The organism is Streptomyces sp. NPDC088147 (assembly GCF_044741565.1).
Taxonomy (GTDB): Bacteria; Actinomycetota; Actinomycetes; order Streptomycetales; family Streptomycetaceae; genus Streptomyces.
The window spans coordinates 412305-437232 of the sequence record NZ_JBIUSY010000002.1 but is presented as its reverse complement, the minus strand read 5'-3'; the positions used below and the strand labels follow the sequence as shown (position 1 = coordinate 437232).

The 24928-nt window shown below is 72.3% G+C and carries 16 protein-coding genes; 4 read left to right on the top strand and 12 right to left on the bottom strand.

Translation table 11 applies throughout. The annotated features are described in order from the left end of the window. Positions 1 to 169 precede the first annotated feature (169 nt). Both hemW and ACIOGX_RS07200 read right to left on the bottom strand, forming a co-directional pair. Entirely contained in the window at positions 170 to 1402 is a 1233-nt protein-coding gene (gene hemW / locus ACIOGX_RS07205) for a radical SAM family heme chaperone HemW (protein WP_383968983.1), read from the bottom strand. Positions 1403 to 1566: 164 nt separating this feature from the next. Beyond that, the gene (locus tag ACIOGX_RS07200) at positions 1567 to 3627 is read right to left on the bottom strand and encodes a SpoIIE family protein phosphatase (RefSeq protein ID WP_401765274.1); all 2061 of its coding nucleotides are present in this window, start codon (positions 3625 to 3627) and stop codon (positions 1567 to 1569) included. 271 nt (positions 3628 to 3898) lie between these two features. Between ACIOGX_RS07200 and ACIOGX_RS07195 the strand changes: the two genes are divergently transcribed. Further along, the gene (locus ACIOGX_RS07195) at positions 3899 to 4483 is read left to right on the top strand and encodes a two-component system response regulator (protein ID WP_383968989.1); all 585 of its coding nucleotides are present in this window, start codon (positions 3899 to 3901) and stop codon (positions 4481 to 4483) included. A 29-nt stretch (positions 4484 to 4512) separates the two neighbouring features. On the opposite strand, the gene ACIOGX_RS07190 is transcribed toward ACIOGX_RS07195, so the two are convergent. Continuing rightward, on the bottom strand, positions 4513 to 6402 hold the full coding sequence (locus ACIOGX_RS07190) for an AMP-binding protein (RefSeq protein ID WP_356506524.1): 1890 nt from the start codon (positions 6400 to 6402) through the stop codon (positions 4513 to 4515). A gap of 335 nt (positions 6403 to 6737) precedes the next feature. Continuing rightward, complete coding sequence (gene lepA, locus ACIOGX_RS07185) at positions 6738 to 8606, bottom strand: translation elongation factor 4 (RefSeq protein ID WP_356506522.1); 1869 nt, start codon at positions 8604 to 8606, stop codon at positions 6738 to 6740. Positions 8607 to 8809: 203 nt separating this feature from the next. Here lepA and rpsT point away from each other — a divergent pair, with 203 nt between their 5' ends. Continuing rightward, the gene (gene rpsT, locus ACIOGX_RS07180) at positions 8810 to 9076 is read left to right on the top strand and encodes a 30S ribosomal protein S20 (protein WP_356506520.1); all 267 of its coding nucleotides are present in this window, start codon (positions 8810 to 8812) and stop codon (positions 9074 to 9076) included. A gap of 230 nt (positions 9077 to 9306) precedes the next feature. Here rpsT and holA read toward each other — a convergent pair whose 3' ends face one another. From holA to leuS, 8 genes are all read right to left on the bottom strand, one after another. Then, positions 9307 to 10293: a DNA polymerase III subunit delta gene (gene holA, locus ACIOGX_RS07175; protein ID WP_356506518.1), complete on the bottom strand. Its 987-nt coding sequence runs from the start codon at positions 10291 to 10293 to the stop codon at positions 9307 to 9309. A 125-nt stretch (positions 10294 to 10418) separates the two neighbouring features. Then, complete coding sequence (locus ACIOGX_RS07170) at positions 10419 to 10664, bottom strand: hypothetical protein (protein ID WP_356506516.1); 246 nt, start codon at positions 10662 to 10664, stop codon at positions 10419 to 10421. A gap of 45 nt (positions 10665 to 10709) precedes the next feature. Continuing rightward, complete coding sequence (locus ACIOGX_RS07165; RefSeq protein ID WP_383968999.1) at positions 10710 to 11594, bottom strand: YceI family protein; 885 nt, start codon at positions 11592 to 11594, stop codon at positions 10710 to 10712. A 186-nt stretch (positions 11595 to 11780) separates the two neighbouring features. Continuing rightward, positions 11781 to 14315: a ComEC/Rec2 family competence protein gene (locus ACIOGX_RS07160; RefSeq protein WP_401911000.1), complete on the bottom strand. Its 2535-nt coding sequence runs from the start codon at positions 14313 to 14315 to the stop codon at positions 11781 to 11783. Beyond that, positions 14312 to 15007: a helix-hairpin-helix domain-containing protein gene (locus ACIOGX_RS07155; RefSeq protein ID WP_401910997.1), complete on the bottom strand. Its 696-nt coding sequence runs from the start codon at positions 15005 to 15007 to the stop codon at positions 14312 to 14314. The genes ACIOGX_RS07160 and ACIOGX_RS07155 overlap by 4 nt, the downstream gene beginning before the upstream one ends. A gap of 580 nt (positions 15008 to 15587) precedes the next feature. Beyond that, positions 15588 to 16433 carry a DegV family protein gene (locus ACIOGX_RS07150; RefSeq protein ID WP_356506508.1) on the bottom strand — a complete coding sequence of 282 codons (846 nt, stop codon included), beginning with the start codon at positions 16431 to 16433 and terminating at the stop codon, positions 15588 to 15590. Between the two features lie 185 nt (positions 16434 to 16618). Further along, on the bottom strand, positions 16619 to 17377 hold the full coding sequence (locus ACIOGX_RS07145; RefSeq protein WP_356506506.1) for a hypothetical protein: 759 nt from the start codon (positions 17375 to 17377) through the stop codon (positions 16619 to 16621). A 390-nt stretch (positions 17378 to 17767) separates the two neighbouring features. Then, entirely contained in the window at positions 17768 to 20659 is a 2892-nt protein-coding gene (gene leuS / locus ACIOGX_RS07140) for a leucine--tRNA ligase (RefSeq protein ID WP_356506504.1), read from the bottom strand. Positions 20660 to 21362: 703 nt separating this feature from the next. Between leuS and ACIOGX_RS07135 the strand changes: the two genes are divergently transcribed. Together ACIOGX_RS07135 and ACIOGX_RS07130 are read left to right on the top strand one after the other, a co-directional pair. Further along, on the top strand, positions 21363 to 23117 hold the full coding sequence (locus ACIOGX_RS07135) for a hypothetical protein (RefSeq protein ID WP_401910992.1): 1755 nt from the start codon (positions 21363 to 21365) through the stop codon (positions 23115 to 23117). Next, positions 23114 to 24709 carry an NADH-ubiquinone oxidoreductase-F iron-sulfur binding region domain-containing protein gene (locus ACIOGX_RS07130; RefSeq protein WP_382517969.1) on the top strand — a complete coding sequence of 532 codons (1596 nt, stop codon included), beginning with the start codon at positions 23114 to 23116 and terminating at the stop codon, positions 24707 to 24709. The genes ACIOGX_RS07135 and ACIOGX_RS07130 overlap by 4 nt, the downstream gene beginning before the upstream one ends. Positions 24710 to 24928: the final 219 nt, after the last annotated feature.

Below are 24928 nucleotides of genomic sequence, written 5' to 3'. Positions count from 1 at the left end.
GTGCCCGTCCCGGCCCGCCGCGTAGGCGACATCGTTCGCCGGTGCGGGCAGGCGGAGCCCGCCGGTTCGCGGACCGATTCGCGTCCGCTTCGGGGTCGCCGCCCGCACACGCCACGGGGTGCGGTGCGGGCACGCGCCGTGCCCGTACCCCGTGTCACGCGCGCCGCCGTCAGTCCACCAGGTCCCTGACCACCGCGTCCGCCAGCAACCGCCCCCGCAGCGTCAGCACCGCCCGCCCCTCCTCGTACGGCCCCCGCCGCAGCAGCCCGTCCCCGACCGCACGCCCCGCCGCCGCCAGCCCCGCGGGGGCCAGCAGAGACAGATCGCAGCCGTCGGACAGCCGCAGCTCCAGGAGGATGCGCTCCACCCTGCGGTCCTCCGCCGCCAGGATCTCCCGCCCCGCGCCCGGCGACCGTCCCGACGCCAGCGCCGCCGCGTACGCGCCCGGATGCTTCACGTTCCACCAGCGCACGCCCCCGACGTGACTGTGGGCGCCCGGACCCGCGCCCCACCAGTCCGCGCCGCGCCAGTACAGCTCGTTGTGCAGACAGCGGGCCGCTTCCGAGGTCGCCCAGTTGGACACCTCGTACCAGGAGAAGCCCGCCTCCGCCAGCATCTCGTCCGCGATCAGATACCGGTCCGCGTGCTCGTCGTCGTCCGTCATCGGGACCTCGCCGCGCCGGATGCGCCGGGCCAGCTGGGTGCCCTCCTCCACGATCAGCGCGTACGCGGAGACATGGTCGGGCCCGGCCCCCACCGCCGCCGCGAGCGACGCGCGCCAGTCGTCGTCGGTCTCCCCCGGCGTGCCGTAGATCAGATCGAGGTTCACGTGCTCGAAGCCCGCCGCGCGCGCCTCCGCGACGCACGCCTCGGGCCGTCCGGGGGTGTGCGTACGGTCCAGGACCTTCAGTACGTGCTGCTTCGCGCTCTGCATCCCGAAGGAGACGCGGTTGAACCCGCCCTCCCGCAGGGCCGCCAGATACGCCGGATCCACGGACTCCGGATTCGCCTCGGTGGTGATCTCGGCGTCGTCCGCGAGCCCGAACTCGTCGCGGATCACCCCCAGCATCCGTACGAGATCGGCCGCCGCGAGCAGGGTCGGCGTACCGCCGCCGACGAACACCGTGCGGACCTGCCTCGGATCGTCGCCCAGCACCTTCCTGGCCAGCCGGACCTCGTCGGCGAGCGTCTCCGCGTAGTTGTCACGGGAGGCCAGGACACCGCCCGAGCCGCGCAGCTCGGTCGCCGTGTACGTGTTGAAGTCGCAGTAGCCGCAGCGGGTCGCGCAGTACGGAACGTGCAGGTAGAAGCCGAGGGGCCGGTCCGCCGCGCCCGCGAGGGCGTGCGGGGGCAGCGCGCCGGTCTCGGGCATGGGGTCACCGTCGGGCAGTGCGGAAGGCATACCCCCAGTGTCCCGTACGCGACAGGTGGACCGGCCGGCGCCGGCCGACACCAGTCGGAACCGGTCGACAGGTGGACCGGCCGGCACCGGTCGGCACCGGTCGACGGGTGGACCGGTCGGCGCCGGTCCACCCGGGTCCCGGTCGCGTACGGGACGCGTCCCGCTCAGGTCGCCTGGAGCACCAGCAGCGCCACGTCGTCCTCCGGCGGTGTCTCGTCGAAGTCGTGCACGGTCTGCCGTATCCGCTCCGCGACGCCCTGCGCCGTCAGCCCCACGCACCCCGCGAGGGCCCGCGCCAGGCCGTCTCCGTCGTCGAGCATCCGCCGGCCGGAGCGGCGCTCCGTGACGCCGTCGGTGACGCAGAGCAGGGTGTCGCCGGGCTCCAGGTCGAAGGTGCTGCTCTCGTACGCGACCTTCTCCACGACCCCGAGCAGCAGCTGCGGCTCCGCCGCCGCGCGTACCGTCCCGTCCGGCCGCAGGAGCAGCGGCAGCGGATGGCCGGCGCTGGCGAGGGTGCACCGTACGGCGCCGCCCGCGCCCGGGAGCGGCATCAGTTCGCCGTACAGCAGGGACAGGAAGCGGGCCTGGCCGCCCTCGGACGGTGACGACGGCGTCGCGGACGGGGAGGACGCCACGGACGCCACGGACGCCACAGACGCCGCAGGCGGAGAGGACGGAGCCGACGGAGAGGACGCGGCGCCCCTCAGGGACGCGGACTCGGCCGCCTCCGTCGCGTCGTCCAGGAGCAGCCGGTTCAGCCGGTCGAGGACCGCGCCCACGCGGTAGCCCTCGCGGGCGAGCAGCCGCAGCCAGGGGCGGGCCAGGCCGGTGACGACGGCGGCCTCGGGACCGCTGCCCTGGACGTCGCCGAGCATGAAGCACCAGCGGTCGCCCGGCGGGCACGGGAAGACGTCGTAGAAGTCGCCGCCCGCCAGACCGTCGTCGCTCGGCTCGTACACCAGCGAGCTGGCGATGCCCGGGATGCGCGCCACCTGGCTGGGCAGCAGACCGCGTTGCAGGACCCGGCTGATGGTGACCTGACGGGTGTAGCGGCGGGCCGCGCCGATCGCGAGGCCGACGCGGCGCGCGAAGTCCTCGATGAGCGCGGTCACTTCGTCGGGGACCGGGTCCTGTCCCGGCCTGCCGAGCACCAGTGTGCCGAGCGCGCGCCCGTTCGCGACCAGTCGGCAGGCGAGCACCGCGCCGGGTCCGGCGCCGGAACCGGTCCCCGCCCCGGAGCCCTCGCCCGGCCACGGCATCCGCACCGGGCCGCCCCTCGGCGAGACCGGCAGCCGTGGCGGCTCCTTCTCCAGGATCCGGCGCAGCGGCTCGATCCCGGCCTCGTCCGCGTGCCAGACCCGCGCGAGCCGGGGCGCCGCGCCCTGCTGCCCGCCCTCGCCGTCCAGCCAGACCGCGCACCACTCCGCGAGCCGTGGCACCAGCAGCTGTCCGGCGAGCGCCGCGACGAGATCCTCGTCCAGCTGCCCGGCGAGCAGTTCGGACGCCTCGGCGAGGAACGAGAGGGCGCCCCGGCCGGTCCACTCGGGGTCGTCGCGCACCGTACGACGGGTCGCCGGCGCGAGGATCTCGGCGGCGCGCAGCCCGCGCCGCAGGGCGGGCTCGGTCCCCTGGTCCTGTCCCGGGTCCCGGCCCGCGAGCGGGAGGCGCGCCCAGACGGTCTTGAGCCCGGAGCGATAGGTGATGCCCCAGCGCTCGGCGAGCGCGGCGACCAGCTGGAGCCCGCGTCCGTATTCGGGGGTGCCGGCCGGTCCCTGCCCCGCCGGGTCGCTCTGTATGGCGCGCGCGGGGTGGTGGTCCGAGATCTCCAGGACCAGCGCCGCGGGTTCCTCGTCCTCTCCCGCCGGAGTCCCCGGGACGTCCTCGCCCGGGTCCTCGAGCCGGCAGAGCAGCTCGACGGTGGTGCCCGCGTGCACCACCGCGTTGGTGACGAGTTCGTCGACGATCAGCACCGCGTCGTCCGCGAGCAGATCGGTGCTGTGTTCCCCCGGGGAGCAGCCCTCGTCGCCCTGGCAGAAGGTACAGGTGGTGAGCAGCCCGAGGCTGGTCCAGTCCGCGAGCGCCGCGCGGGTGAAGCGGCGCGCGGCGGACGGGGCGAGCGGGTTGCCGGGCAGACTGGTACGTGATGTCGACCGCGTGTCCCTCCGTAATGGCACCTGGGATGCCGGGAGATGAAGGGTCTCGCGCGGGATCGGAATGCGCCCCACTGCGGCTCCTGATCCGGTTCTGACGTTGTGCCGCTTACGATCCCGACAGAGTGACAGACGGAGCCCGGTCATACGCGCCGAGTCATGGAAGTGGACAAGATTTGACCATGAACCGGAAGCTCGCCTGCCATATGTGCGGTGGTACGGGTGAGAAGCGCGGCCGGCTGGGCGGCGACACGAGGAAACCGCCGAAACGGCGTGCCAAAACGCTTCGCGCAGAGCATTCTTGCCTCCCTGGCCGGAACACGGGGGGCCGGACAAGGGGAGCGGGATGAGCAGGACAACAGCCACCACGGACCGCGCGAGCATCCTTCTCGTCGACGACCTGGAGGACAACCTCGTCGCGCTGGAAGCGGTCCTCGCCTCGCTGGACGAGCCGCTCGTACGGGCCCGTTCGGGCGAGGAGGCCGTCCAGGCGCTGCTGCGGGAGCCGTTCGCGCTGATCCTGCTGGATGTCCGGATGCCCGGCATGGACGGCTTCGAGACCGCCTACCGGATCAAGCGGCTCGACCGGGCCAAGGACATTCCGATCATCTTCCTCAACGGTCCGGAGTCCGACAGCGGTTATGCCTTCCGGGGCTACGCCACGGGGGCGGCGGACTTCCTGACCAAGCCCTTCGATCCGTGGATGCTCCGCGCCAAGGTCAGCGTGTTCCTCGATCTGCACCGCAAGAACCGCCAGCTGGAACGGCTGCTGGCCCGCGAGCAGGAGCACCTGGGGGAGATCACGGACCGGCTGGCGTCGATCGAGGACGAACTGCGCGGGGGCGACCCGGCCGTCCTCGACTCGGTGGGGAAGCAGCTGGCCCGCATCGGGGAGACGCTGGACGAACTGCGGCGCGGCCGGGGCCAGTAGACCGCTGGACCCCGGCCGGACGGCCGTCCTCAGGACTCCCGGGAGCCCGCGTACATCTCCTCGATCAGGTCCTTGTACGTCCGCTCCACCACCGGCCTCTTGAGCTTGAGGCTCGGCGTCAGCTCGCCGTGCTCGATGTCCAGATCGCGCGGCAGCAGCCGGAACTTCTTGATGGTCTGCCAGCGCTGGAGGCCCTCGTTGAGCCGCTTCACATAGCCGGCGATGAGCCGCTCGACCGCCGGGGAGGCGACGACCTCGGCGTATGTCCTGCCCGCCAGGCCGTTCTCGGCGGCCCAGCCGAGGATGGTGGGCTCGTCGAGCGCGATCAGCGCCGTACAGAAGTTACGGTCCGCGCCGTGCACCAGGATGTTGGAGACGAACGGGCACACCGCCTTGAACTGGCCCTCGACCTCGGCGGGGGCGATGTACTTGCCGCCCGACGTCTTGATGAGGTCCTTCTTGCGGTCGGTGATCCGCAGATAGCCGTCGGGGGACAGCTCGCCGATATCGCCGGTGTGGAACCAGCCGTCGGGCTCCAGGACCTCCGCGGTCTTCTCCGGCAGCCCGTGATATCCGGCCATGATCCCCGGGCCGCGCAGCAGGATCTCGCCGTCGTCGGCGATCCGTACCTCGGTGCCGGGCAGCGGCTTGCCGACCGTGCCGGTGCGGTACGCCTCCCCCGGGTTGACGAAGCTGGCGGCGCTGGACTCGGTCAGGCCGTAGCCCTCCAGGATGTGGATCCCGGCGCCGGAGAAGAAGTACCCGATGTCGGGCGCGAGCGCGGCGGAGCCGGAGACCGCGGCGCGCAGCCGGCCGCCGAACGCCTCGCGCAGCTTGGCGTAGACGAGCGCGTCCGCGGCCTTGTGCTTGGCGCCGAGCGCGAACGGTACGGAGGCCGTGCCCGTACGCCGGAAGTTGTCCTGGGAGACCTTGGCGTACTCGCGGGCGACCCCGGCCGCCCACTGGAAGATCTTGTACTTGGCGGCGCCGCCGGCCCGCGCCTTGGCCGCCACCCCGTTGTAGACCTTCTCGAAGATCCGCGGCACGGCCGCCATATACGTCGGCTGGACCACCGGCAGATTCTCGATGATCTTGTCGACGCGCCCGTCCACGGCGGTGACATGCCCGACCTCGATCTGCCCGGAGGTCAGCACCTTGCCGAAGACATGGGCGAGCGGCAGCCACAGGTACTGGACGTCGTCCTTGGTGATCAGTCCGGTGCCGGCGGTGGCCTTGGCCATGTACGACCAGTTGTCGTGCGGCAGCCGGACGCCCTTGGGCCGGCCGGTGGTGCCCGAGGTGTAGATCAGCGTGGCGAGCTGGGTGGCCGTGATGGCACCGACGCGTTCCTTGACCGCCTCCGGGTGGGTGACCAGATACTCCGTGCCGCGCGCCTCCAGATCGGCCAGGGAGAGCACCCAGCCCTCCGGGTCGCCCTCGGCGGGGAGCGCGTCGGCGGCGTCGATCACGACGACATGCGCGAGACGCGGCAGCTCGGAGCGGCGTTCGCGCGCCTTGGCGAGCTGGGCGGCGTCCTCGGCGATCAGGACCCGGCTCTCGGAGTCGGCGAGGATGTACCCGGACTCCTCGGTGTTGGTCGAGGGGTAGACCGTGGTGGTCGCGGCGCCCGCGCACATCACTCCGAGGTCGGCGAGGATCCACTCGACGCGGGTGGACGAGGCGAGCGCGACGCGCTCCTCGGGCCGTACGCCCAGCGCGATCAGACCGGCGGCGATGGCGTACACCCGCTCCGCGGCCTCGCTCCAGCTCAGGGAGCGCCACTCGTCGGGGCCCTGGCCGGCCGGCGCGGGTACGGGGAAGCGGTAGGCCTCCGCGTCCGGCGTGGCGCTCACGCGCTCAATGAAGAGGGTCGCCACGGAGGGCGGCCGGTTCTCGATCAAGTTCTGTGTGTCGCTCACGACATCCTCCGGGCCCGCGGCAGCGCTGCGTGACTGACCTGATTTGTGTGACTGGCGAGTAACTAACCGACGAGTAACTAGGATCAGTGATCAGACTAGAGGCCACCCGCCCGGTACGTAAGGGGCAACGGGGCGCCGCTTCAAAACGAGCCCGCCCCAGGGGGCGCGGGTGACGCGAACGGGCCCCTGCGCCACGGCGCGGGGCCCGTCCTGTCCGTGGATCAGCCTCATCCGTGGATCACGCTCGGCTGCTTCTGCCGCGTCCGCTGCTGCTTTCGCCGCTTTCGCCGCTGCTGCTGCTTCTGCCGCATCCGCTACTGCTTCTGCTACTGCTTCTACTTCTTCGCCTTGCCGCCGGACTCGTCGCTGGAGAGCACCGCGATGAAGGCCTCCTGCGGGACCTCCACACTGCCGACCATCTTCATCCGCTTCTTGCCCTCCTTCTGCTTCTCCAGCAGCTTGCGCTTCCGGGAGATGTCACCGCCGTAGCACTTGGCGAGGACGTCCTTGCGGATGGCGCGGATCGTCTCGCGGGCGATGACCCGGGAGCCGATGGCCGCCTGGATGGGCACCTCGAAGGCCTGCCGCGGGATCAGCTCGCGCAGCTTGGCGACCAGCCGCACGCCGTACGCGTACGCCTGGTCCCGGTGGGTGATGGCGGAGAAGGCGTCCACCTTGTCGCCGTGGAGCAGGATGTCGACCTTGACGAGCTGGGCGGTCTGCTCGCCGGTGGGCTCGTAGTCGAGCGAGGCGTAGCCCCGGGTCTTGGACTTCAGCTGGTCGAAGAAGTCGAAGACGATCTCGGCGAGGGGCAGTGTGTAGCGGATCTCGACGCGGTCCTCGGAGAGGTAGTCCATGCCGAGCAGGGTGCCGCGACGGGCCTGGCACAGCTCCATGATCGAGCCGATGAACTCGCTCGGGGCGAGGATCGTGGCCCGTACGACCGGCTCGTGCACCGAGTCGATCTTGCCCTCGGGGAACTCGCTCGGGTTGGTGACCGTGTGCTCCTTGCCGTCCTCCATCAGCACGCGGTAGACCACGTTGGGGGCGGTGGCGATCAGATCGAGGCCGAACTCGCGCTCCAGCCGCTCCCGGATCACATCGAGGTGCAGCAGCCCCAGGAAGCCGACACGGAAGCCGAAGCCGAGGGCCGCGGAGGTCTCCGGCTCGTAGACCAGGGCCGCGTCGTTGAGCTGGAGCTTGTCGAGGGCGTCGCGCAGCTCGGGGTAGTCCGAGCCGTCCAGCGGATAGAGGCCGGAGAACACCATCGGCTTGGGGTCCTTGTAGCCGCCGAGCGCCTCGGTCGCCCCCTTGTTGAGGGTGGTGATCGTGTCACCGACCTTGGACTGCCGTACGTCCTTCACGCCGGTGATGATGTAGCCCACCTCACCGACACCCAGGCCGTCGGCCGGGGTCATCTCCGGCGACGAGACCCCGATCTCCAGCAGCTCGTGGGTGGCGCCGGTGGACATCATCCGGATCCGCTCACGCTTGTTGAGCTGGCCGTCGATGACACGTACGTAGGTGACGACACCGCGGTAGGAGTCATAGACGGAGTCGAAGATCATCGCGCGGGCGGGCGCGTCCGCGACCCCGACCGGCGGCGGGACGTCCTTGACCACACGGTCGAGCAGTACGTCCACGCCGATGCCGGTCTTCGCCGAGACCTTGAGCACGTCCTCCGGCTGGCAGCCGATGAGGTTCGCCAGCTCCTCGGAGAACTTCTCCGGCTGGGCGGCCGGCAGATCGATCTTGTTGAGCACCGGGACGATGGTGAGGTCGTTCTCCATCGCCAGATAGAGGTTGGCGAGGGTCTGTGCCTCGATGCCCTGGGCGGCGTCCACCAGGAGGATCGTGCCCTCGCAGGCCGCCAGCGAACGGGACACCTCATAGGTGAAGTCCACGTGGCCCGGCGTGTCGATCATATTGAGGACATGCGTCGTGCCCTCGCCCTCACCCGTACGAGGAGCCCAGGGCAGCCGGACCGCCTGGGACTTGATCGTGATGCCGCGCTCGCGCTCGATGTCCATGCGGTCGAGGTACTGAGCGCGCATCTGCCGCTGGTCGACCACTCCGGTCAGCTGGAGCATCCGGTCGGCGAGCGTCGACTTGCCGTGGTCGATGTGCGCGATGATGCAGAAGTTGCGGAGCAGCGCCGGGTCCGTACGGCTCGGCTCGGGCACGTGGAGAGGGGTCGCGGGCACGCAGGGTCCTGATTCTTGAGACGCGCGGCGTCTCGTCTCGGGTCGACTCGGATCGATACGTAGGCTCCATCGTCCCACGGGTACGGGACTGCGCCCGGTTTGGGCCGGTCGGAGGGTGACTGGTAGCCTGGACAGCTGTGTCTCGTGCCGTCTCGGCGCGGGACGGCTCAGTCAAGATTCACCGAACCTGAAAAGGCTCTTTCGTGGCGAACATCAAGTCCCAGATCAAGCGGAACAAGACCAACGAGAAGGCACGCCTGCGCAACAAGGCTGTCAAGTCGTCGCTCAAGACCGCGATCCGCAAGGCCCGTGAGGCCGCTGCCGCGGGCGACGTCGAGAAGGCCTCGCTGGCCGCTCGTGAGGCGTCCCGCAAGCTCGACAAGGCTGCCTCGAAGGGTGTCATCCACAAGAACGCCGCCGCCAACAAGAAGTCGGCGCTGGCTGCCAAGGTTGCCACCCTCCAGGGCTGAGCGCTCTCTTGATTTGACCGCCGGACGGGACTCAGCGGGCCCTCTCTACCGCTCCTGACCGGCGTCCCCGAGCTCGCACGCGACTGCGTTCGCCACGCGGGTGCGAGTTCACCAGGTTTGACGTCGAGGCCCCGGCCCCGTCCTCCCCAGGACGGGTCACCGGGGCCTTCGCCGTACCTACCGCTCTCTCGCGGCTGCGGCTGCGGCTGCGGCTGCGGCTGCGGCTGCGGCTAACGGTGGGAGCGGGCGGCGCGGGCGATCGCGACGACCGCCTTCTCCAGCGCGTACTCCGGGTCGTCACCGCCGCCCTTGACGCCCGCGTCGGCGATGGCGACCGCCCGCAGCGCCGTCGCCACACCGTCCGGGGTCCAGCCGCGCATCTGCTGGCGCACCCGGTCGATCTTCCACGGCGGCATCCCCAGCTCCCGCGCGAGATCGGCGGGCCGGCCGCCGCGCGCGGAGGAGAGCTTGCCGATGGCCCGTACCCCCTGGGCGAGGGCGCTGGTGATCAGCACGGGCGCCACACCGGTCGACAGCGACCAGCGCAGCGCTTCGAGGGCCTCGGCGGTCCTGCCCTCCACGGCGCGGTCGGCGACATTGAAGCTGGACGCCTCGGCGCGGCCCGTGTAGTAGCGGCCGACGACCGCGTCATCGATCGTGCCCTCGACATCCGCCGCGAGCTGCGAGACGGCGCTCGCCAGCTCCCGCAGATCGCTGCCGATCGAGTCGACCAGCGCCTGGCAGGCTTCGGGCGTGGCCGAGCGGCCCAGCGCGCGGAACTCCGAACGTACGAAGGTGAGCCGCTCCGCGGGCTTGGTCGTCTTGGGGCAGGCGACCTCACGGGCCCCCGCCTTGCGCGCGGCGTCCAGCAGGCCCTTGCCCTTGGCGCCTCCCGCGTGCAGCAGGACGAGCGTGATCTCCTCGGCCGGGGCGTCGAGATACGCCTTGACGTCCTTGATCGTGTCGGCGGAGAGGTCCTGCGCGTTCCGTACGACGACGACCTTGCGCTCGGCGAAGAGCGACGGGCTGGTCAGCTCGGCGAGGGTGCCGGGCTGGAGCTGATCGGAGGTGAGGTCGCGTACGTCCGTGTCTGCGTCGGAGGCGCGGGCCGCCGCCACCACCTGCTGCACGGCGCGGTCGAGCAGCAGGTCCTCCTGGCCCACGGCGAGCGTGAGCGGGGCGAGCGGATCGTCGGAAGAAGTCTTTCTGGTGGCCATCGCGGTCCAGCATCCCATGGGCCACTGACAGCCGGGGCGGCCGGTGACAGCGCGCGGACGCCGTGTGCCGACGCTGTGTGCCGACGCCGTGTGCCCGACGTCATGTGCCCGACGGGGACCGGGGCCTACGGGGCTTCCCGCCAGCCGTCCCAGTCCGCCACGAACGCGTCCAGGTCCTCGGCGCCCAGCCGGGCCTCGGGGTCCTCCACGACGACCAGCCACTGGGCGTCCTCGGCGTCGTCCTCACCGGCCAGGGCGTCCCGTACCAGCCGCGGCTCCTCGACGACGCCGAACCGCTCGCCGAGCGCCAGCGCCACCTCCTCCGCGGCGTCGCGGTCGGGCAGCACCAGCACATGTCTCACATCGCTCACGGACACATTCTTCCAGCCCGCCCCCGGGACGGGCGGGACCGGTCGTCAGCTCTTGGGGATGATCTGGATATCCATCTCGATCTTGATGCTGGAGCCGACGACCGCGATGCCGCGCGCCAGCATCGACTGCCAGTTGACGGTGTAGTCCTCGCGGTGCAGTTCGGTGGTGGCGCGGACGGCGGCGCGGGTCTCGCCCTCCATGCCGTTGCCGATGCCGAGGTACTGGGCGTCGAGCGTGACCGTGCGCGTGACGCCGTGGAGCGTGAGCGCTCCGGTGATCCCCCAGTTGTTGCCGCCGCGGTGGACGAAGCGGTCGCTGTAGAACTCCAGCGTCGGGAAGTTCTCCACGTCGAGGAAGTCGGCGGAGCGCAGATGGTCGTCGCGCATCCGCACACTGGTGTCGATCGACGCGGCGCCGATGACGACATGCATCGCCGACCGGTCCATCGTCTCGCCGATCCTGATCGCCCCGGCGAAGTTGTCGAAGCGGCCGTGGACACGGGCGAGTCCGATATGACGGGCGATGAACCCGATCCGGGAATGGGCCGGTTCGATCTCCCATTCGCCGGGGACGGGCAGCGGGAGCGACGGGGCCACCTGGAGCGTGATGTCCCCGAGGCCGCTGGGCTCCGCGCCGTCGGCGATCGACACATTGCCCCGGTACGGGGAGAAGCTCTCGGCCGAGATGGCGAGCCGGTACTCCCCGAAGGGCACCATCGCCACGATCATCCCGAAGGGGTCGGTCTCACCACTCACGACCTTGCGGCCGCCGCTGTCGCTCACCGTGAACTCGGCCTGTCCGACGGGCTCGTTGACGGGGTCGAGGACCCGGCAGGTGAGCAGCCCCGCGCCGGAGGGCACGGAGAGCCCGGCGAGCGGGTTGCTTCGCTGATGAGCGGCCGACCGTCGGCCGAGAAGGCGACTGATCATGGTGTACACGTACCCCTGTGCTTTCGGGCTTCTGCGGGGCCGCACACGGGAGACGTCATCGTCGAGGGCGGCGGCCCATGACGAATAGGCATTCGATCACTCTTGCGTTGTTCGAGGCAAACGTACCGACTGGTACAGGACGTCGTGGAGTCGATTGTCATCCGCTGTTAAACCGTCGCTTCCGCGTCACCGCGCCTGGGACGAGGCCCGCCCCCGGGGCACGGCCCGTAGCCCGGCCCCGGCTCCGACCACCGCGATCGCTCCGTCCGTGTCCGTACGGAGCACCGCCGCTCCTCCGGCGCGGAGCGCGTCGACGGTACGGGGCGAGGGGTGTCCGTAGGTGTTGTCCCGGCCCACCGAGATGAGGGCCAGCCGGGGGCGGACACCGCGCAGGAGCCCCGGGTGCTGGAACGGCGAGCCGTGGTGGGCCACCTTGAGGACATCCGCCGGTGGCAGCCTCGGATAGTCACGCAGGAGGCCGCGCTGGGCGGGCGGTTCGAGATCGCCGAGGAGCAGCAGCGTCGGGCCCCGCGCGACCCGTACGAACAGCGTGACGCTGGAATCGTTCGGCCCCCCGGCCGCCGTGGCCGTCCCGGCCCGTGGCCACAGCACCCGCCATGTCAGCGGTCCGATCCGGCGCTGCTCGCCGGGCCGCGCGCGGACGACGGGCACCCGCGCCGCGGCCGCCGTTCTCCGTACGAACGCGGCCTGCTCCGGGGGGACTTCGGAGGCCGTCGCCTGGATCGCGCCGATCGCACGGCCCCGCAGGACGCCGGGCAGCCCCGCGACGTGATCGGCGTGGAAGTGGGTGAGCACCAGCAGCGGGACGCGCGTGACACCAAGGTCCCGCAGACAGCGGTCGGCGGGCACGGGGTCGGGTCCCGCGTCCACGACCACGGCCGTGGAGTCGCCCGCCGCGAGCACGGCCGCGTCACCCTGACCGACATCGCACAGCGCGAACGTCCATCCCGGTGGCGGCCATCCGGTGACGATCCGGGTGAGCGGCGGCGGGCGCAGGACCGCGAGCAGCAGCAGTACGGCGCAGACGGCGGCCGTCCAGGGATGGCGCGGAACACGGCGCAGGGCGAGCAGGACGAGGGCCGTCACGCCGGCGAGCAGCAGCCCGCCCCGCCAGCCGCCGGGCCAGGCGGCCTCCGCGCCCGGCAGGGACGCGCCGACGCGGGCGACGGACGCGATCCACCCCGCCGGCCACCCCGCGCAGCGGGCGAGCACCTCGGCCACCGGCATCGCCACGGGCGCCACGGCGAGCGCGGCGAAGCCGAGGACCGTGGCCGGGGCCACCGCCAGTTCGGCGAAGAGGTTGCAGGGGATCGCCACCAGCCCGACCCTGGCCGCGAACACGGCCACCACGGGCGCGCACACCGCCTGCGCCGCGCCGGCCGCGGCCAGCACCTCGGCAAGCCGTGGCGGCACCCCGCGCCGCACCAGCGCCGCGCTCCACCGCGGCCCGATGGTGAGCAGGGCGCCGGTGGCCAGTACGGAGAGGAGGAAGCCGTAACTCCGCGCCAGCCAGGGGTCGTAGAGCACCAGCAGCAGAACGGCGGCGGCCAGCGCCGGGAGCAGGGTTCTGCGGCGGCCCGTGCCGATGGCGAGGAGCGTGATCGCCCCGCAGGCGGCGGCCCGCAGCACGCTCGGCTCCGGACGGCAGACGATCACGAAGGCGAGCGTGAGCCCCCCGCCGAGCAGTGCCGTCCATCGCAGTGAGATCCCCAGCCGCGCGGCGAGCCCGCGCCGTTCGGCCCTGATGGCCAGCCCGGCCGGCCCGATCAGCAGAGCGAGCACAATCGTCAGATTGCTTCCGGAGACCGCCATCAGATGCAGCAGATCGGTCGCCGCGAAGGCGTCGTGCAGCTCGGGCGGAACACGTGTGGTGTCACCGACGACCAGCCCCGGCAGCAGGGCACGGGCATCGGGCGGCAGCCCGTCGGCCGCCTCACGCAGCCCGGCACGCAGCTCTCCGGCCGTGCGCTGGACGCGGGTCGGCGCTCCGGTGACCAGCGGCGGGCCCGTCCCCTCCACCCGTAACGCCGCGGCGTAGCGGTCGTCCTCACGCAGGGGAGGCGCGAGCTTCCCGGTCAGCCGCAGCCCCGTGGAGGGCAGCAGCCGCTGCCACCGGCCAGGGTGCTCACCGGGCGCGACGATCACCAGGACGGGCGTCCGGCCGGTGGTGGTCCCGCCCCTGGGCGTCGTCAGCCGGACGAGGTCGGCGTCCAGGACGAACCCGCCACCCGCGATCCGGTCACCGCGGACCCTGGGACGTGTGGGCCGGGGGTCGGAGGTGACCGTCAACTCCGCGGTGACACGGGCGTATCGCTCCGCCAGGCCCGGTACGGGACCCCGCCGCACATCGGCGCCGTGCAGCCCGGCGGACGCCGCCCCGGCGGCGCCGCACAGCAGCATCCCCGCGACGGCCACACCATTGAGCCGCCGCCCGAGCGGTCGCCCGCGCCGCGGGCCGGGCCGTCGTCCGGGCCGCCGCCCCGGCCCGCCGCCTGACCACACCAGCAGCAGCGCGGCGGCCGACAGACAGGCCACCACGCCAATAGCGGTCCAGTGCCCCGGGGTTCCCAGCGCCAGGGCCGCCGCCCCCCATGCCGCGAGGGCGAGCGGGACCAGCCGGAGATCGGCCGGGGCCTCCTGACGGGGGTTGGCGGACCCCAGGCGGTGGCCGGCCGTCGCGTGAACCACCGTGCGCGTCATGGCCGTACAAGGGACTGGAGGTCCGCGAACCGGCGCTCCCCGATGCCGTTGACCTCGCGCAGTTCATCGACCGACCGGAAACCGCCGTGCCTGCCGCGGTAGTCGATGATGTGCTGGGCGAGCACCGGACCGACCCCGGGGAGCGTGTCGAGCTGTTCCGGTGTGGCGGCGTTGAGACTCACCGGCCCGACAGCGGCCCCGGCGCCGGCCCCGGTGCCGCTGGCCGGGCCGGCGCCGACGCCCGACGCCGGTGGAGCGGGGCCGCCCACCAGCACCTGTTCCCCGTCCATCAGCACCCGCGCGCGGTTGAGCCCGGTCAGGTCCGCACCCGGCTTCGCTCCCCCGGCGGCGCGCAGCGCGTCGGCGACCCGTGACCCGGCCGCCAGCCGCAGGACTCCGGGCCGCCGCACCTTTCCGCTCACATCGACGACGACACGGGCGGAGGGCGACGGCGAGGACGCGGGCGCGGGCAAGGTCCCCGGCGACGCCTCGGGGACGACGGCCGCCGCGCCCACATTCTCCGGAGCCCTGACCATCCCCGGCCGACCACTCCAGAAGTGGTGTCCCGCCAGGATCACGCCCACCACCAGGACCACCGCGAGCGCCGCGAGTGTCCGCGGCTCCAGCCCGCATCTGAGCTGCACCCACAGGGGCAGCCGCTCACGCAGAGCGGACCCCGCCCACGCGCGCACGCGCCCCGCCCGAGTCGTGTCCGGCGCCACGACCGCGTCCGCCACGCGCGGCGCGGCGCCGCTCCCACCCGTCCCCGACACCCCATCGCCGAAGAGCGCTTCCGCGCGGCGCCGCGCATCCGTCCGGACGGTGGACGGAGCGGTGTGCGAGGGCGGCGTGCTGATCGGAGGCGGGTCGGTGACAGCCGGCGCGCTGACCGGGGGCGGGTCGGTGATCGGAGGGTGAGGGGTGATCGAAAGATGGGAGGGGATCGGAGGCGGAGTCGTACCGTCCGCGTCGCCCACGCGCGACAGCGCCGTCCGCGGGCGGGTCCGCGGGCGGCCCGGACGGCCATGACGCCCATGCCGGGCCCGGCCGTCGGAGCCCGGGGCACGGCCGGGGCCACTGGTGACGGAGATTACGGAGCGTGTTCGGAGAGCCATGCCACAAGACGGTAGGCACATCTGCCCGACCCCGCCGAGCAGGCCGAATTCCCGTGGACAACAAGCGAGTTGTGGATAACTCGGTCACCCTTACGAGTGACCCGCCCCAGCCGGTCAGCGCGGTCAGGCCAGTCGGCGCGATCAGCCGGTCAGCCGGTCAGCGCGGTGAGATCACGGCCCCCAGCAGCCCCGGCCCCGTATGCGCCCCGATCACCGCGCCCACCTCGCTGACATGCAGATCCACCAGACCCGGCACCCGCTCACGCAGACGCTCGGCCAGCGTCACGGCCCGTTCGGGCGCGGCCAGATGGTGCACGGCGATGTCCACCTCGCTCGTGCCCGCCCGTTCGGTGACGATCTCCTCCAGCCGCGCGATCGCCTTCGACGCCGTACGCACCTTCTCCAGCAGCTCGATACGCCCGCCGTCCAGCTGGAGCAGGGGCTTCACCGCGAGCGCGGAGCCCAGCAGCGCCTGTGCGGCGCCGATACGGCCGCCCCGGCGCAGGTAGTCCAGCGTGTCCACGTAGAAGTACGCGGAGGTCCCGGCGGCCCGCTTCTCGGCGGCGGCCACCGCCTCGTCGAGCGTGCCGCCCCCTTCCGCCGCCTCGGCCGCCGCCAGCGCGCAGAACCCGAGCGCCATCGCCACCATCCCGGTGTCCACCACCCGTACCGGCACGGCCGCGTCCTTCGCCGCGAGCACGGCGGCGTCGTATGTCCCGGAGAACTCGGCCGACAGATGCAGGGAGACGATCCCGGCCGCACCGGCCTCGACGGCCTTCCGGTACGCGGCGGCGAAGACGTCCGGACTCGGCCGTGAGGTGGTCACGGAGCGTCGCTTCTGAAGCGCCAGGGCGAGCGAACGGGCCGAGATCTCCGTCCCCTCCTCCAGCGCGCGGTCACCGAGGACGACGGTCAGCGGCACCGCGGTGATGCCGTGGCGCTCCATCGTCTGCGGCGGCAGGTAGGCCGTGGAATCGGTGACGATCGCGACATGGCGGGACATGAGCGGGAGGTTACCCGTCGTCGCCCTCGGTCGGCAGCCCGCCCCCGCGTCAGTGATCGTTTCCGCCCTCGCGTACGCCGTGATCCCCCGTCGGATCGTGGTCCCGAACCGTCAAGGCCGTAAGGCCGTAAGGCCGTAAAGCCACAGGGTCGTGGAGCCGTGGAGCAGTAGCCCGGGAACGACCGTCACGTCGTGGTCTCGGGCCTGGTCTTCCCCGGCGCCTTCTGCCAGGGGTACGTCTGCTGCCGCCGCGGATCCGGCGGCTCGATCGCCTCGGGCCTGCCCTGGTCGCCGCCCGCGGGGCCCGCGTGCTCCGCGCCGGCGGCCCCGGCTCCGGAACCCTCCGGCTCCGGCCATACGGTCGGCTCCCTCTCCGGCTGTCCCTCCGGCCGTCCCTCCGCCGGCGACCAGTGGCGCAGCGCCCCGGCCTCCATGTCGATCTGCGCGCTCAGCGACGACAGATCGTCCTCCGCGAACTTCTGCGCCCGGTCCCGCGCCGCCCAGCGCAGTGAGTCCGCCGCGTGCGTGACCCGTTCCGTACGCTCACGCACATCCTGGAGCCGCTCCGTGACCCTCGCCCGGTCCGGGTCCCGCTCCAGCTGCCGCAGTTCGTCGTCCAGTTCGAGGCCGTGGGCGCTCAGCCGCTGGAAGAGCTGCACCGACTCCGCCAGCGAGGCGTCCTCCGCCGCGCCTGCCTGGAGCGCGTCCTGCGTGGCCCGCATCGAGGTCCGCAGCCTCAGCCGCAGCTGCGCCAGCTCTCCCGCCGCACCCGTCTGCCCGATGCTCCTGGCGCGCAGCGTGGTGTCCTCGACTGTCCGGCGCGCCTGCGAGATCGTACGGTCGACGCCCCGCTTGGCCGCGCGCACCGCCTTCACGCTCACAAACACCCCCAGCGCGACGAAGGCGACGAAGAGCAGCGCCACGACAAGGATCACGACGTCCATGGGCGCCCCTTCGCATTCGGCCGTGTTCGGGAGCGGCTTCCCGCTCACCGCTTCTTCCACGGTAAACGGAACAGGCAGGCCGAGGGTTCCTCAGGAACCCCCAACCTGCCCGTAGGGGAAAGCCCTGTGCCCCGCGACGCGGTGCCGTACCGGGGCGGGCACCACACGAAGCGCTACTACACCGTGCGGGTACCACACAGGGCCGCACCACACCGTGCGCGCACCACACGGGCCCCGCACTACACCACGCGAGTACTACGCCCGGCGGTACGACACGGCGCGGCACCACACCGCACGGCCCTGCACGGCGCGGCACCACACCGCACGGCCCTGCACGGCGCGGCACCACGCGGCACGACCCAGCGCTGCGCGCTACCACACGGCACGGTCCTACGCGGGAACGATGTTCACCAGCTTCGGCGCCCGCACGATCACCTTCCGGATGCCCGCGCCGCCCAGCGCCGCGACCACCGCCGCGTCACCCAGCGCCAGCGCCTCCAGCTCCTCGTCCGAGATCGACGGGGAGACCTCCAGCCGCGCCTTGACCTTGCCCTTGATCTGCACCACACAGGTCACGGCCTCGTCGACCACATACGCCGGGTCCGCGACCGGGAAGTCCTGGTGCACGACCGAGTCGGAGTGGCCCAGCCGGCGCCACAGCTCCTCGGCGATATGCGGGGCCAGCGGCGCGATCAGCAGCACCAGCCGCTCGGCGACCGACCGCGAGACGGGGCCGCCCGTCTTCGTCAGCTGGTTGTTCAGCTCGGTCACCTTCGCGATGGCCGTGTTGAACCGCAGCCCCGCCATGTCCTGCGAGACCCCGTCGATCGCCTTGTGCAGCGCGCGCAGCGTGTCCACGTCGGGCTCGGTGTCCACGACGGTGACCTCACCGGTCGCCTCGTCCACCACATTGCGCCACAGCCGCTGCAACAGCCGGTACTGGCCGACGACCGCGCGCGTGTCCCACGGCCGCGAGACGTCCAGCGGGCCCATGGCCATCTCGTACAGCCGCAGCGTGTCCGCGCCGTACTCGGCGCAGATCTCGTCCGGAGTGACCGCGTTCTTCAGGGACTTGCCCATCTTGCCCAGGACGCGGCTGACCTTCGCGCCCTCGTACCAGTAGGCGCCGTCCCGCTCCTCGACGTCGACGGCCGGCACCGCGATGCCGCGGCTGTCCCGGTAGACGAACGCCTGGATCATGCCCTGGTTGTACAGCTTGTGGAACGGCTCGGCCGAGGAGATGTACCCCAGGTCGAACAGCACCTTCGACCAGAAGCGCGCGTACAGCAGGTGCAGTACGGCGTGCTCGGCGCCGCCGACATACAGATCCACACCGCCGTGCGGCTGCCCCTCGCGGGGGCCCATCCAGTACTGCTCGACGGCCGGGTCGACCAGCTTCTCGCTGTTGTGCGGGTCCAGGTAGCGCAGCTCGTACCAGCACGAACCGGCCCAGTTCGGCATGGTGTTGGTCTCCCGGCGGTAGCGCTTGACGCCCTCGCCCCCGCCCAGGTCCAGCTCGACATCGACCCAGTCCGCGTTCCGCGACAGGGGCGTCTCCGGCTTTGTGTCCGCGTCGTCCGGGTCGAACGTGCGCGGCGAGTAGTCGTCGACCTCCGGCAGCTCCAGCGGCAGCATCGACTCGGGCAGCGCGTGCGCCGTACCGTCCTCGTCGTAGACGATCGGGAACGGCTCGCCCCAGTACCGCTGACGGCTGAACAGCCAGTCCCGCAGCCGGAAGTTGACCGTCCCCTCACCGATACCGCGTGCGGCCAGCCACTCCGTGATCCGCGCCTTGGCCTCGGTGACACCCAGACCGTCCAGCGAGATGTCCTCGCCGGCCGAGTTGACGAGACGCGCGTCGTACGAGGCGAACGCGTCGTCCCACTCCGCGGGGTCGGTGGAGCGGCCGTCCGAGGGCTCGACCACACAGCGCATCGGCAGCTCGAAGGCGCGCGCGAACGCGAAGTCGCGGCTGTCGTGCGCCGGTACGGCCATGATCGCGCCCGTGCCGTACCCCATCAGCACATAGTCGGCGATGAAGACGGGTACGCGGTCGCCGCTGACCGGGTTGGTGGCGTACGCGCCGGTGAAGACACCGGTCTTGTCCTTCGCCTCGGCCTGCCGCTCGACGTCGGACTTCGACGCGGCCTGCTTGCGGTACGCGTCGACGGCCTCGACGGGGGACGCGTGGCCGCCCGTCCACACGTCGTGCGTGCCCTCGGGCCAGGCGGCCGGGACGATCTTCTCGACCAGGTCGTGCTCCGGCGCCAGCACCATGTACGTGGCGCCGAACAGCGTGTCCTGACGCGTGGTGAAGACGGTGATGGCGTCCGCGTGACCGTCGTCACCGACATGGACCGGGAAGTCCACGCGCGCGCCCTCGCTGCGCCCGATCCAGTTGCGCTGCTGGAGCTTGATGGCCTCGGGCCAGTCCAGCTCGTCCAGATCGCTCAGCAGCCGGTCCGCGTAGGCGGTGATCCGCATGTTCCACTGGCGCAGCTTCGCCTTGAACACCGGGAAGTTGCCGCGCTCGGAGCGGCCGTCCGCGGTGACTTCCTCGTTGGCCAGGACGGTGCCCAGACCGGGCGCCCAGTTGACGGGCGCGTCGGAGGCGTACGCCAGCCGGTACTCACCCAGGACGTCGGCGCGCTCGGCGGCGTTCAGCGCACTCCACGGGCGCCCGTCGGGCGTCGCGCGCTCCCCGCTCTCGAACTGCGCCACCAGCGTCTCGATCGGACGCGCCTTGTCCGCGTCCTTGTCGTACCAGGAGTTGAAGATCTGTACGAAGATCCACTGGGTCCACTTGTAGTAGTCCGGGTCGATCGTCGCGATGGACCGGCGCTTGTCGTGGCCCAGCCCCAGCCGGCGCAGCTGGACCTTCATGTTGTCCATGGCGGCCTCGGTCGACACCCGGGGGTGTGTGCCGGTGGCGACCGCGTGCTGCTCGGCCGGCAGGCCGAAGGCGTCGAAGCCCAGCGTGTGCAGCACGTTGTGCCCGGTCATGCGCTGGTGGCGGGCGAACACATCGGTGGCGATATAGCCCAGGGGATGGCCCACATGCAGACCCGTGCCCGACGGGTACGGGAACATGTCCATGATGAACTTCTTGGGCTTCGCGACCAGCTCCGGGTCGCCGGCCAGATCGCCCGTGGGGTTCGGTGCCTCGTACGTGCCCTCGGCGTCCCAGAAGTCCTGCCAGCGTGCCTCGATGTCGGCGGCCAGGGCCGCCGTGTAGCGGTGCGGCGCCACCGGCTCGGCAGCAGCGGAATTCGTCTCGCTCATGATTCTCTGAAGCTCCATCGATCGTCTCTGCCAGCGGATTCGGCCGTGCCATTCGACGAATGGCGGCGCCGGCCGGTGAACGAAAAAGGCCCCTCACACAGGAGGGGACGCCGCGCCGATTCCGACCGGATCTCTGTCATCCGTCTCCGTCGGGACTGATCAGCGCGGCCCGCTAAGCAGAAGGCGTACGGCACGCATGGCGCCAGGGTACCGCAGCGCCCGGAGGGCCCGCACCGGCGTATCACGCGGTGCGACATCGCCTGTGATCACGTCCTCCGTCCCCCGCGTGAACACGCCCGTGAACCCGCCCGTAATCACACCCGAGGCCACCCCGAGGCCACACCGAGGCCACACCCCCGGTCACGCCCGGGGTCGCCCGGAAGGGGAGAGTCCGGGGAGACCGCGAGGAGGAGACCGGGAGACCCCGGGGAGAGTACGCGCAGGAATGGGTGAGAGCGAGCGAAAAGGTTGACAGAAGACCTTGACAGGGAGGCGGCATTGGGCGTGTCGGAGGCCCCCGGGGGAGCTCCGAAGGAAGCACCGCACCCGCCTTACTCCGCGTATCAGCCCCTATCCGGGCAACCGCGGAGTCGGATAACTCACCTTGCCCCGGCTAAACCTGCAAACCGGGTACTGCCCGGTATGGCGCCACCTAGCATGCGGCAACGGGACCGCTTTCCCGAGCCATTCGGAGTTGCCCCCCATGAACCCTCAACGCAAGACCAGTTCACCGCTCAGCCTGGATCCCGCCAAGAGCCGGCAGATACAGGGCGGAGTATCCGTCGCCGCGCTGGTGCTGGTACCGCTCCTCGCCGTCGCGGGAGGCGACGATTTCCGCGCCTTCCTCGATTTCGGCGCCGGCGTGCTGTCGCTGCTGTCCCTGTCCGGGGCCGTCGTCTGGGGCCTGATAGCCACCGACCGGTTGCTGCTGTCCCCGCGGCACCGGCTGCTGGCTCAAGGCGTCCACCGGGCGACGGCGGTGGCCTCGCTCGGCTTTCTGCTGCTGCACGTCACCGTCAAGGTCTCGCTCGGCCATGTGGCGCTGATCGGCGCCCTGGTGCCGTTCGGCCTCGGGATCGACGGCGCCAACGGCCTCATCGGCTTCGGTTCGCTCGCCGGACTGCTGATGATCGTCGCCGCCACGACCGGTGCGATGCGCAGCGCCTTCGCCCTCCCCGGCCGGTTCGCGGGGCGCTGGCGGGCGGTGCACATGCTGGCCTACCCGGCCTGGTGCTTCGCTCTCGTGCACGGCCTCTTCGCGGGCCGTCCCGCGGCCACGTACGTCACCACGCTGTACTGCCTGACCCTGGCCGGGGTGGCCGCCGCCGTGTCCGTACGGCTCTTCCCCCGCCCGCTCAAGCGCCGGATCGCCGACAGGATCGTGACGCTGACCGGCGCGGACGGGGCGAACGGGACGAACGCGGCCGGAGCCGCCCGCGAGACGGCGGAGAGCGAGCCGTCCCGGCGCGATCTCGCCTCGGACCCGCTCCCCGGCGCCGTCGGCGTTCCGCCGCAGCCGCGGTACGCGGGGCGCCTCCAGCGCGAGCCCGCCATGCCCGGCCCGTCGCCGGGATCGCCGCTCGACCCGCCCCGTTCGCCGCCGCGGCTCGCCGCCCCCTCCCCTCCGCTGTACGAGGCGCCCCGGCCGTCGGCCGATCCCTCCCCGGCCGTCGACCCGCTGGCCGACACCTTCATCGCCCCCCGCGCCGACGCGTACCAGGGCCTCGGCGCCGACCCGCTGGCGGACACCGGCACGGGCCTCTCCGCCGGCTACCGCGCGGTCTCGCTCGGGACGGAGGCCACCACCCGGATGCCGGCGCCGCCCCCGCCCCCCGGGCCGCCCCCGGGCGGGATACCGCTCGCCGAGCGCATACCGATGACCGAGGAGATCCCGGTCATCCCCGAGGAGCCCACGGGCAGGCAGGGCGGCTGGCCCGCTCCCTCCCCGCCCCGGCCGGGGCAGGCCTCCGCCCCGCCCACGTCGACCCCCTACGACTCCGGCGCGATCCCCACGTACGGGACCTCACCGCGGTACGCCCCGGCCCCGGACACACCGCCCCCGTACGACGCGGGCCCCGCCTCGGCCTACGGCCCGTCGGGAGCGTCCCCGTACGGCACCGGCACCTACGACACCGGATCGGTCCCCGCGTACGGGACGGGCGCCGTTCCCCCGTACGACACGGACTCCACCCCCGCCTACGAGGGCGGGTCATACGCGGGCGGGTCGTACGCGGGGCAGGCGTCGGCCTTCCCCGGCCCGGCCTTCCCCGGCCCGGCCTTTCCCGGCCCGGCCTTTCCCGGCCCGGCCTTTCCCGGTACGGCCGCGCCCGGCCCGGCGTCCCCGGGGCAGGCCACGCCGCCACAGGCCGCGCCCGATCCCGCCGATCCCCCGCCCGGCCCCCTCTATCCGCCCCCGGCCGGGGAACCCTGGCACGCACCCGCAGGAGACCGACCGTGAACACCCCGCTCCCCGACGTCCCCGAAGTCCGTGTCGTCGGCCTCCCCCAGCTGACCCAGGGATTCGACCTGGTCGAGCGCCTGGACCTGCCCATGCATCTCAAGGTGCACGGGCCGCTGGAGCCGATGACCGGCGAGCGGCTGGCGCAGCTCGCCGAGAACATCTCCCTGACCGGCCGCGGCGGCGCCGGATTCCCCTTCGGCAAGAAGCTGCGGGCGGTCGCCAAGGCCGCGATCCGCCGCGGCGTACGGCCGGTCGTCGTGATCAACGGCAGCGAGGGCGAGCCCCCGTGCCGCAAGGACACCGTCCTGATCAACCGCGCCCCGCACCTCATACTCGACGGCGCGCTGCTGGCCGCCGAGGCGCTAGGCGCCCGCACCCTGGTCGTCGCCGTCACCCGCAACTCCACCGAGGTCTCGATCCGCGCGGCCCTCGCCGAACGCGGCCTGTCCGACCGGCGCGGCCAGGCGCTGCGCGCCCGGGTGATCCGTACCCCCGAGCGCATGGTCTCGGGCGAGGCGTCGTCCGTAATCCGCGCCATCGGCGGCGGGCCCGCCCTGCCGCCGGGCCGCCGCGAGCGCGCCGCCGAGTCCGGGGTGGCCGGCCTCCCGACACTGCTGTCCAACGCCGAGACCTTCGCCCAGCTGGCCGTCGCCGCGCGTATCGGCGCGCGCCGATACGGCCACACCGGGCTCGACAGCGAGCCGGGCACGGTCCTGCTCACCATCTCCGGCGCGGTCGCCCGTCCCATGGTGGTCGAGGCGCCGTCGGGGGTGCCGCTGCGGTACATCCTCCAGATGGCCGGCGCCCCGCCGATGCCCCAGGGCGTGCTGACCGGCGGTTACCACGGCAACTGGATCGACGCGATGGCCGCGCACGAGGCCGTCATCTCCAAGGAGTCCTTCGCCTCCTTCGGCGGCGCGCTGGGCGCGGGCGCGATCCTGCCGATCGGCCCCGAGACCTGCCCGCTGGGTGAGGCGCTACGGGTCGCCAACTGGCTCGCGGCCGAGACGGCGGGGCAGTGCGGCCCCTGCAAGCTCGGGCTGCCCGCGGCGGCGGGCGGCCTCTCCGATGTCATCAACGGCGGCGGCCAGGCCGCGCTGGAGGCGCTGCGCGCGGTGACCCAGGCGGTCAAGGGCCGGGGGGCCTGCAAGCACCCCGACGGCTCCGCGCGGTTCTTCGCCTCCACCCTGTCGGCGTTCACCGACGACCTCGCCGCGCATGTGCTGGACGGCGGCTGCGGGCGCGAGACGACGGGTGTGCTGCCGCTGCCGGGACCCGGCTACCAGGAGGCGGAGGAGTCCATTCCGAGCGGGGAGAAGCTCGCCGTGGACTGGACGCTGTGCCAGGGCCACGGTCTGTGCGCGGACATCGTCCCCGAGCTGATCCGGATGGGGCCCGACGGCTATCCGGCGCTCGCGGACGCGTCGGTTCCGATGCATCTGCGCGGGCGTGCGCAGCGCGCGGTGCGCCGCTGCCCCGCGCTCGCGCTCCGTATCGAGCAGCCCGCGCCGGTGCGCCCCGAACGGTCCCCACGCGCCGCGCTGCCGCCCAGCGGTGGCCGCAAGGCCCTTGGACCCGGGCGCGGTTGAGATGTCCGGGCCGGCGAGCGTCCACCGCGGGCGCCCGCCGGCCCGCGGGCACCGATGACACACGACCCGCGGACACCCATGACAGAAGAAGCAACGACACAAGAAGCCACGACACGAGAAGCGGGGGGCCCCCCCCCCGGGGGGCGCGGGGCGGGGGGGGGGGGGGGGGGGGGGTGTGGATTTTAAAAAAGAACGCCAGCAAGGGCAGCAGCGGCGCTA

Coding starts and splice junctions, on each gene's coding strand:
- hemW (WP_383968983.1), bottom strand. CDS start 1,402: ATGCCTTCCGCACTGCCCGACGGTGACCCCATGCCCGAGACCGGCGCG.
- ACIOGX_RS07195 (WP_383968989.1), top strand. CDS start 3,899: ATGAGCAGGACAACAGCCACCACGGACCGCGCGAGCATCCTTCTCGTC.
- holA (WP_356506518.1), bottom strand. CDS start 10,293: ATGGCCACCAGAAAGACTTCTTCCGACGATCCGCTCGCCCCGCTCACG.
- ACIOGX_RS07165 (WP_383968999.1), bottom strand. CDS start 11,594: ATGATCAGTCGCCTTCTCGGCCGACGGTCGGCCGCTCATCAGCGAAGC.
- ACIOGX_RS07160 (WP_401911000.1), bottom strand. CDS start 14,315: ATGACGCGCACGGTGGTTCACGCGACGGCCGGCCACCGCCTGGGGTCC.
- ACIOGX_RS07150 (WP_356506508.1), bottom strand. CDS start 16,433: ATGTCCCGCCATGTCGCGATCGTCACCGATTCCACGGCCTACCTGCCG.
- ACIOGX_RS07145 (WP_356506506.1), bottom strand. CDS start 17,377: ATGGACGTCGTGATCCTTGTCGTGGCGCTGCTCTTCGTCGCCTTCGTC.
- leuS (WP_356506504.1), bottom strand. CDS start 20,659: ATGAGCGAGACGAATTCCGCTGCTGCCGAGCCGGTGGCGCCGCACCGC.
- ACIOGX_RS07135 (WP_401910992.1), top strand. CDS start 21,363: ATGAACCCTCAACGCAAGACCAGTTCACCGCTCAGCCTGGATCCCGCC.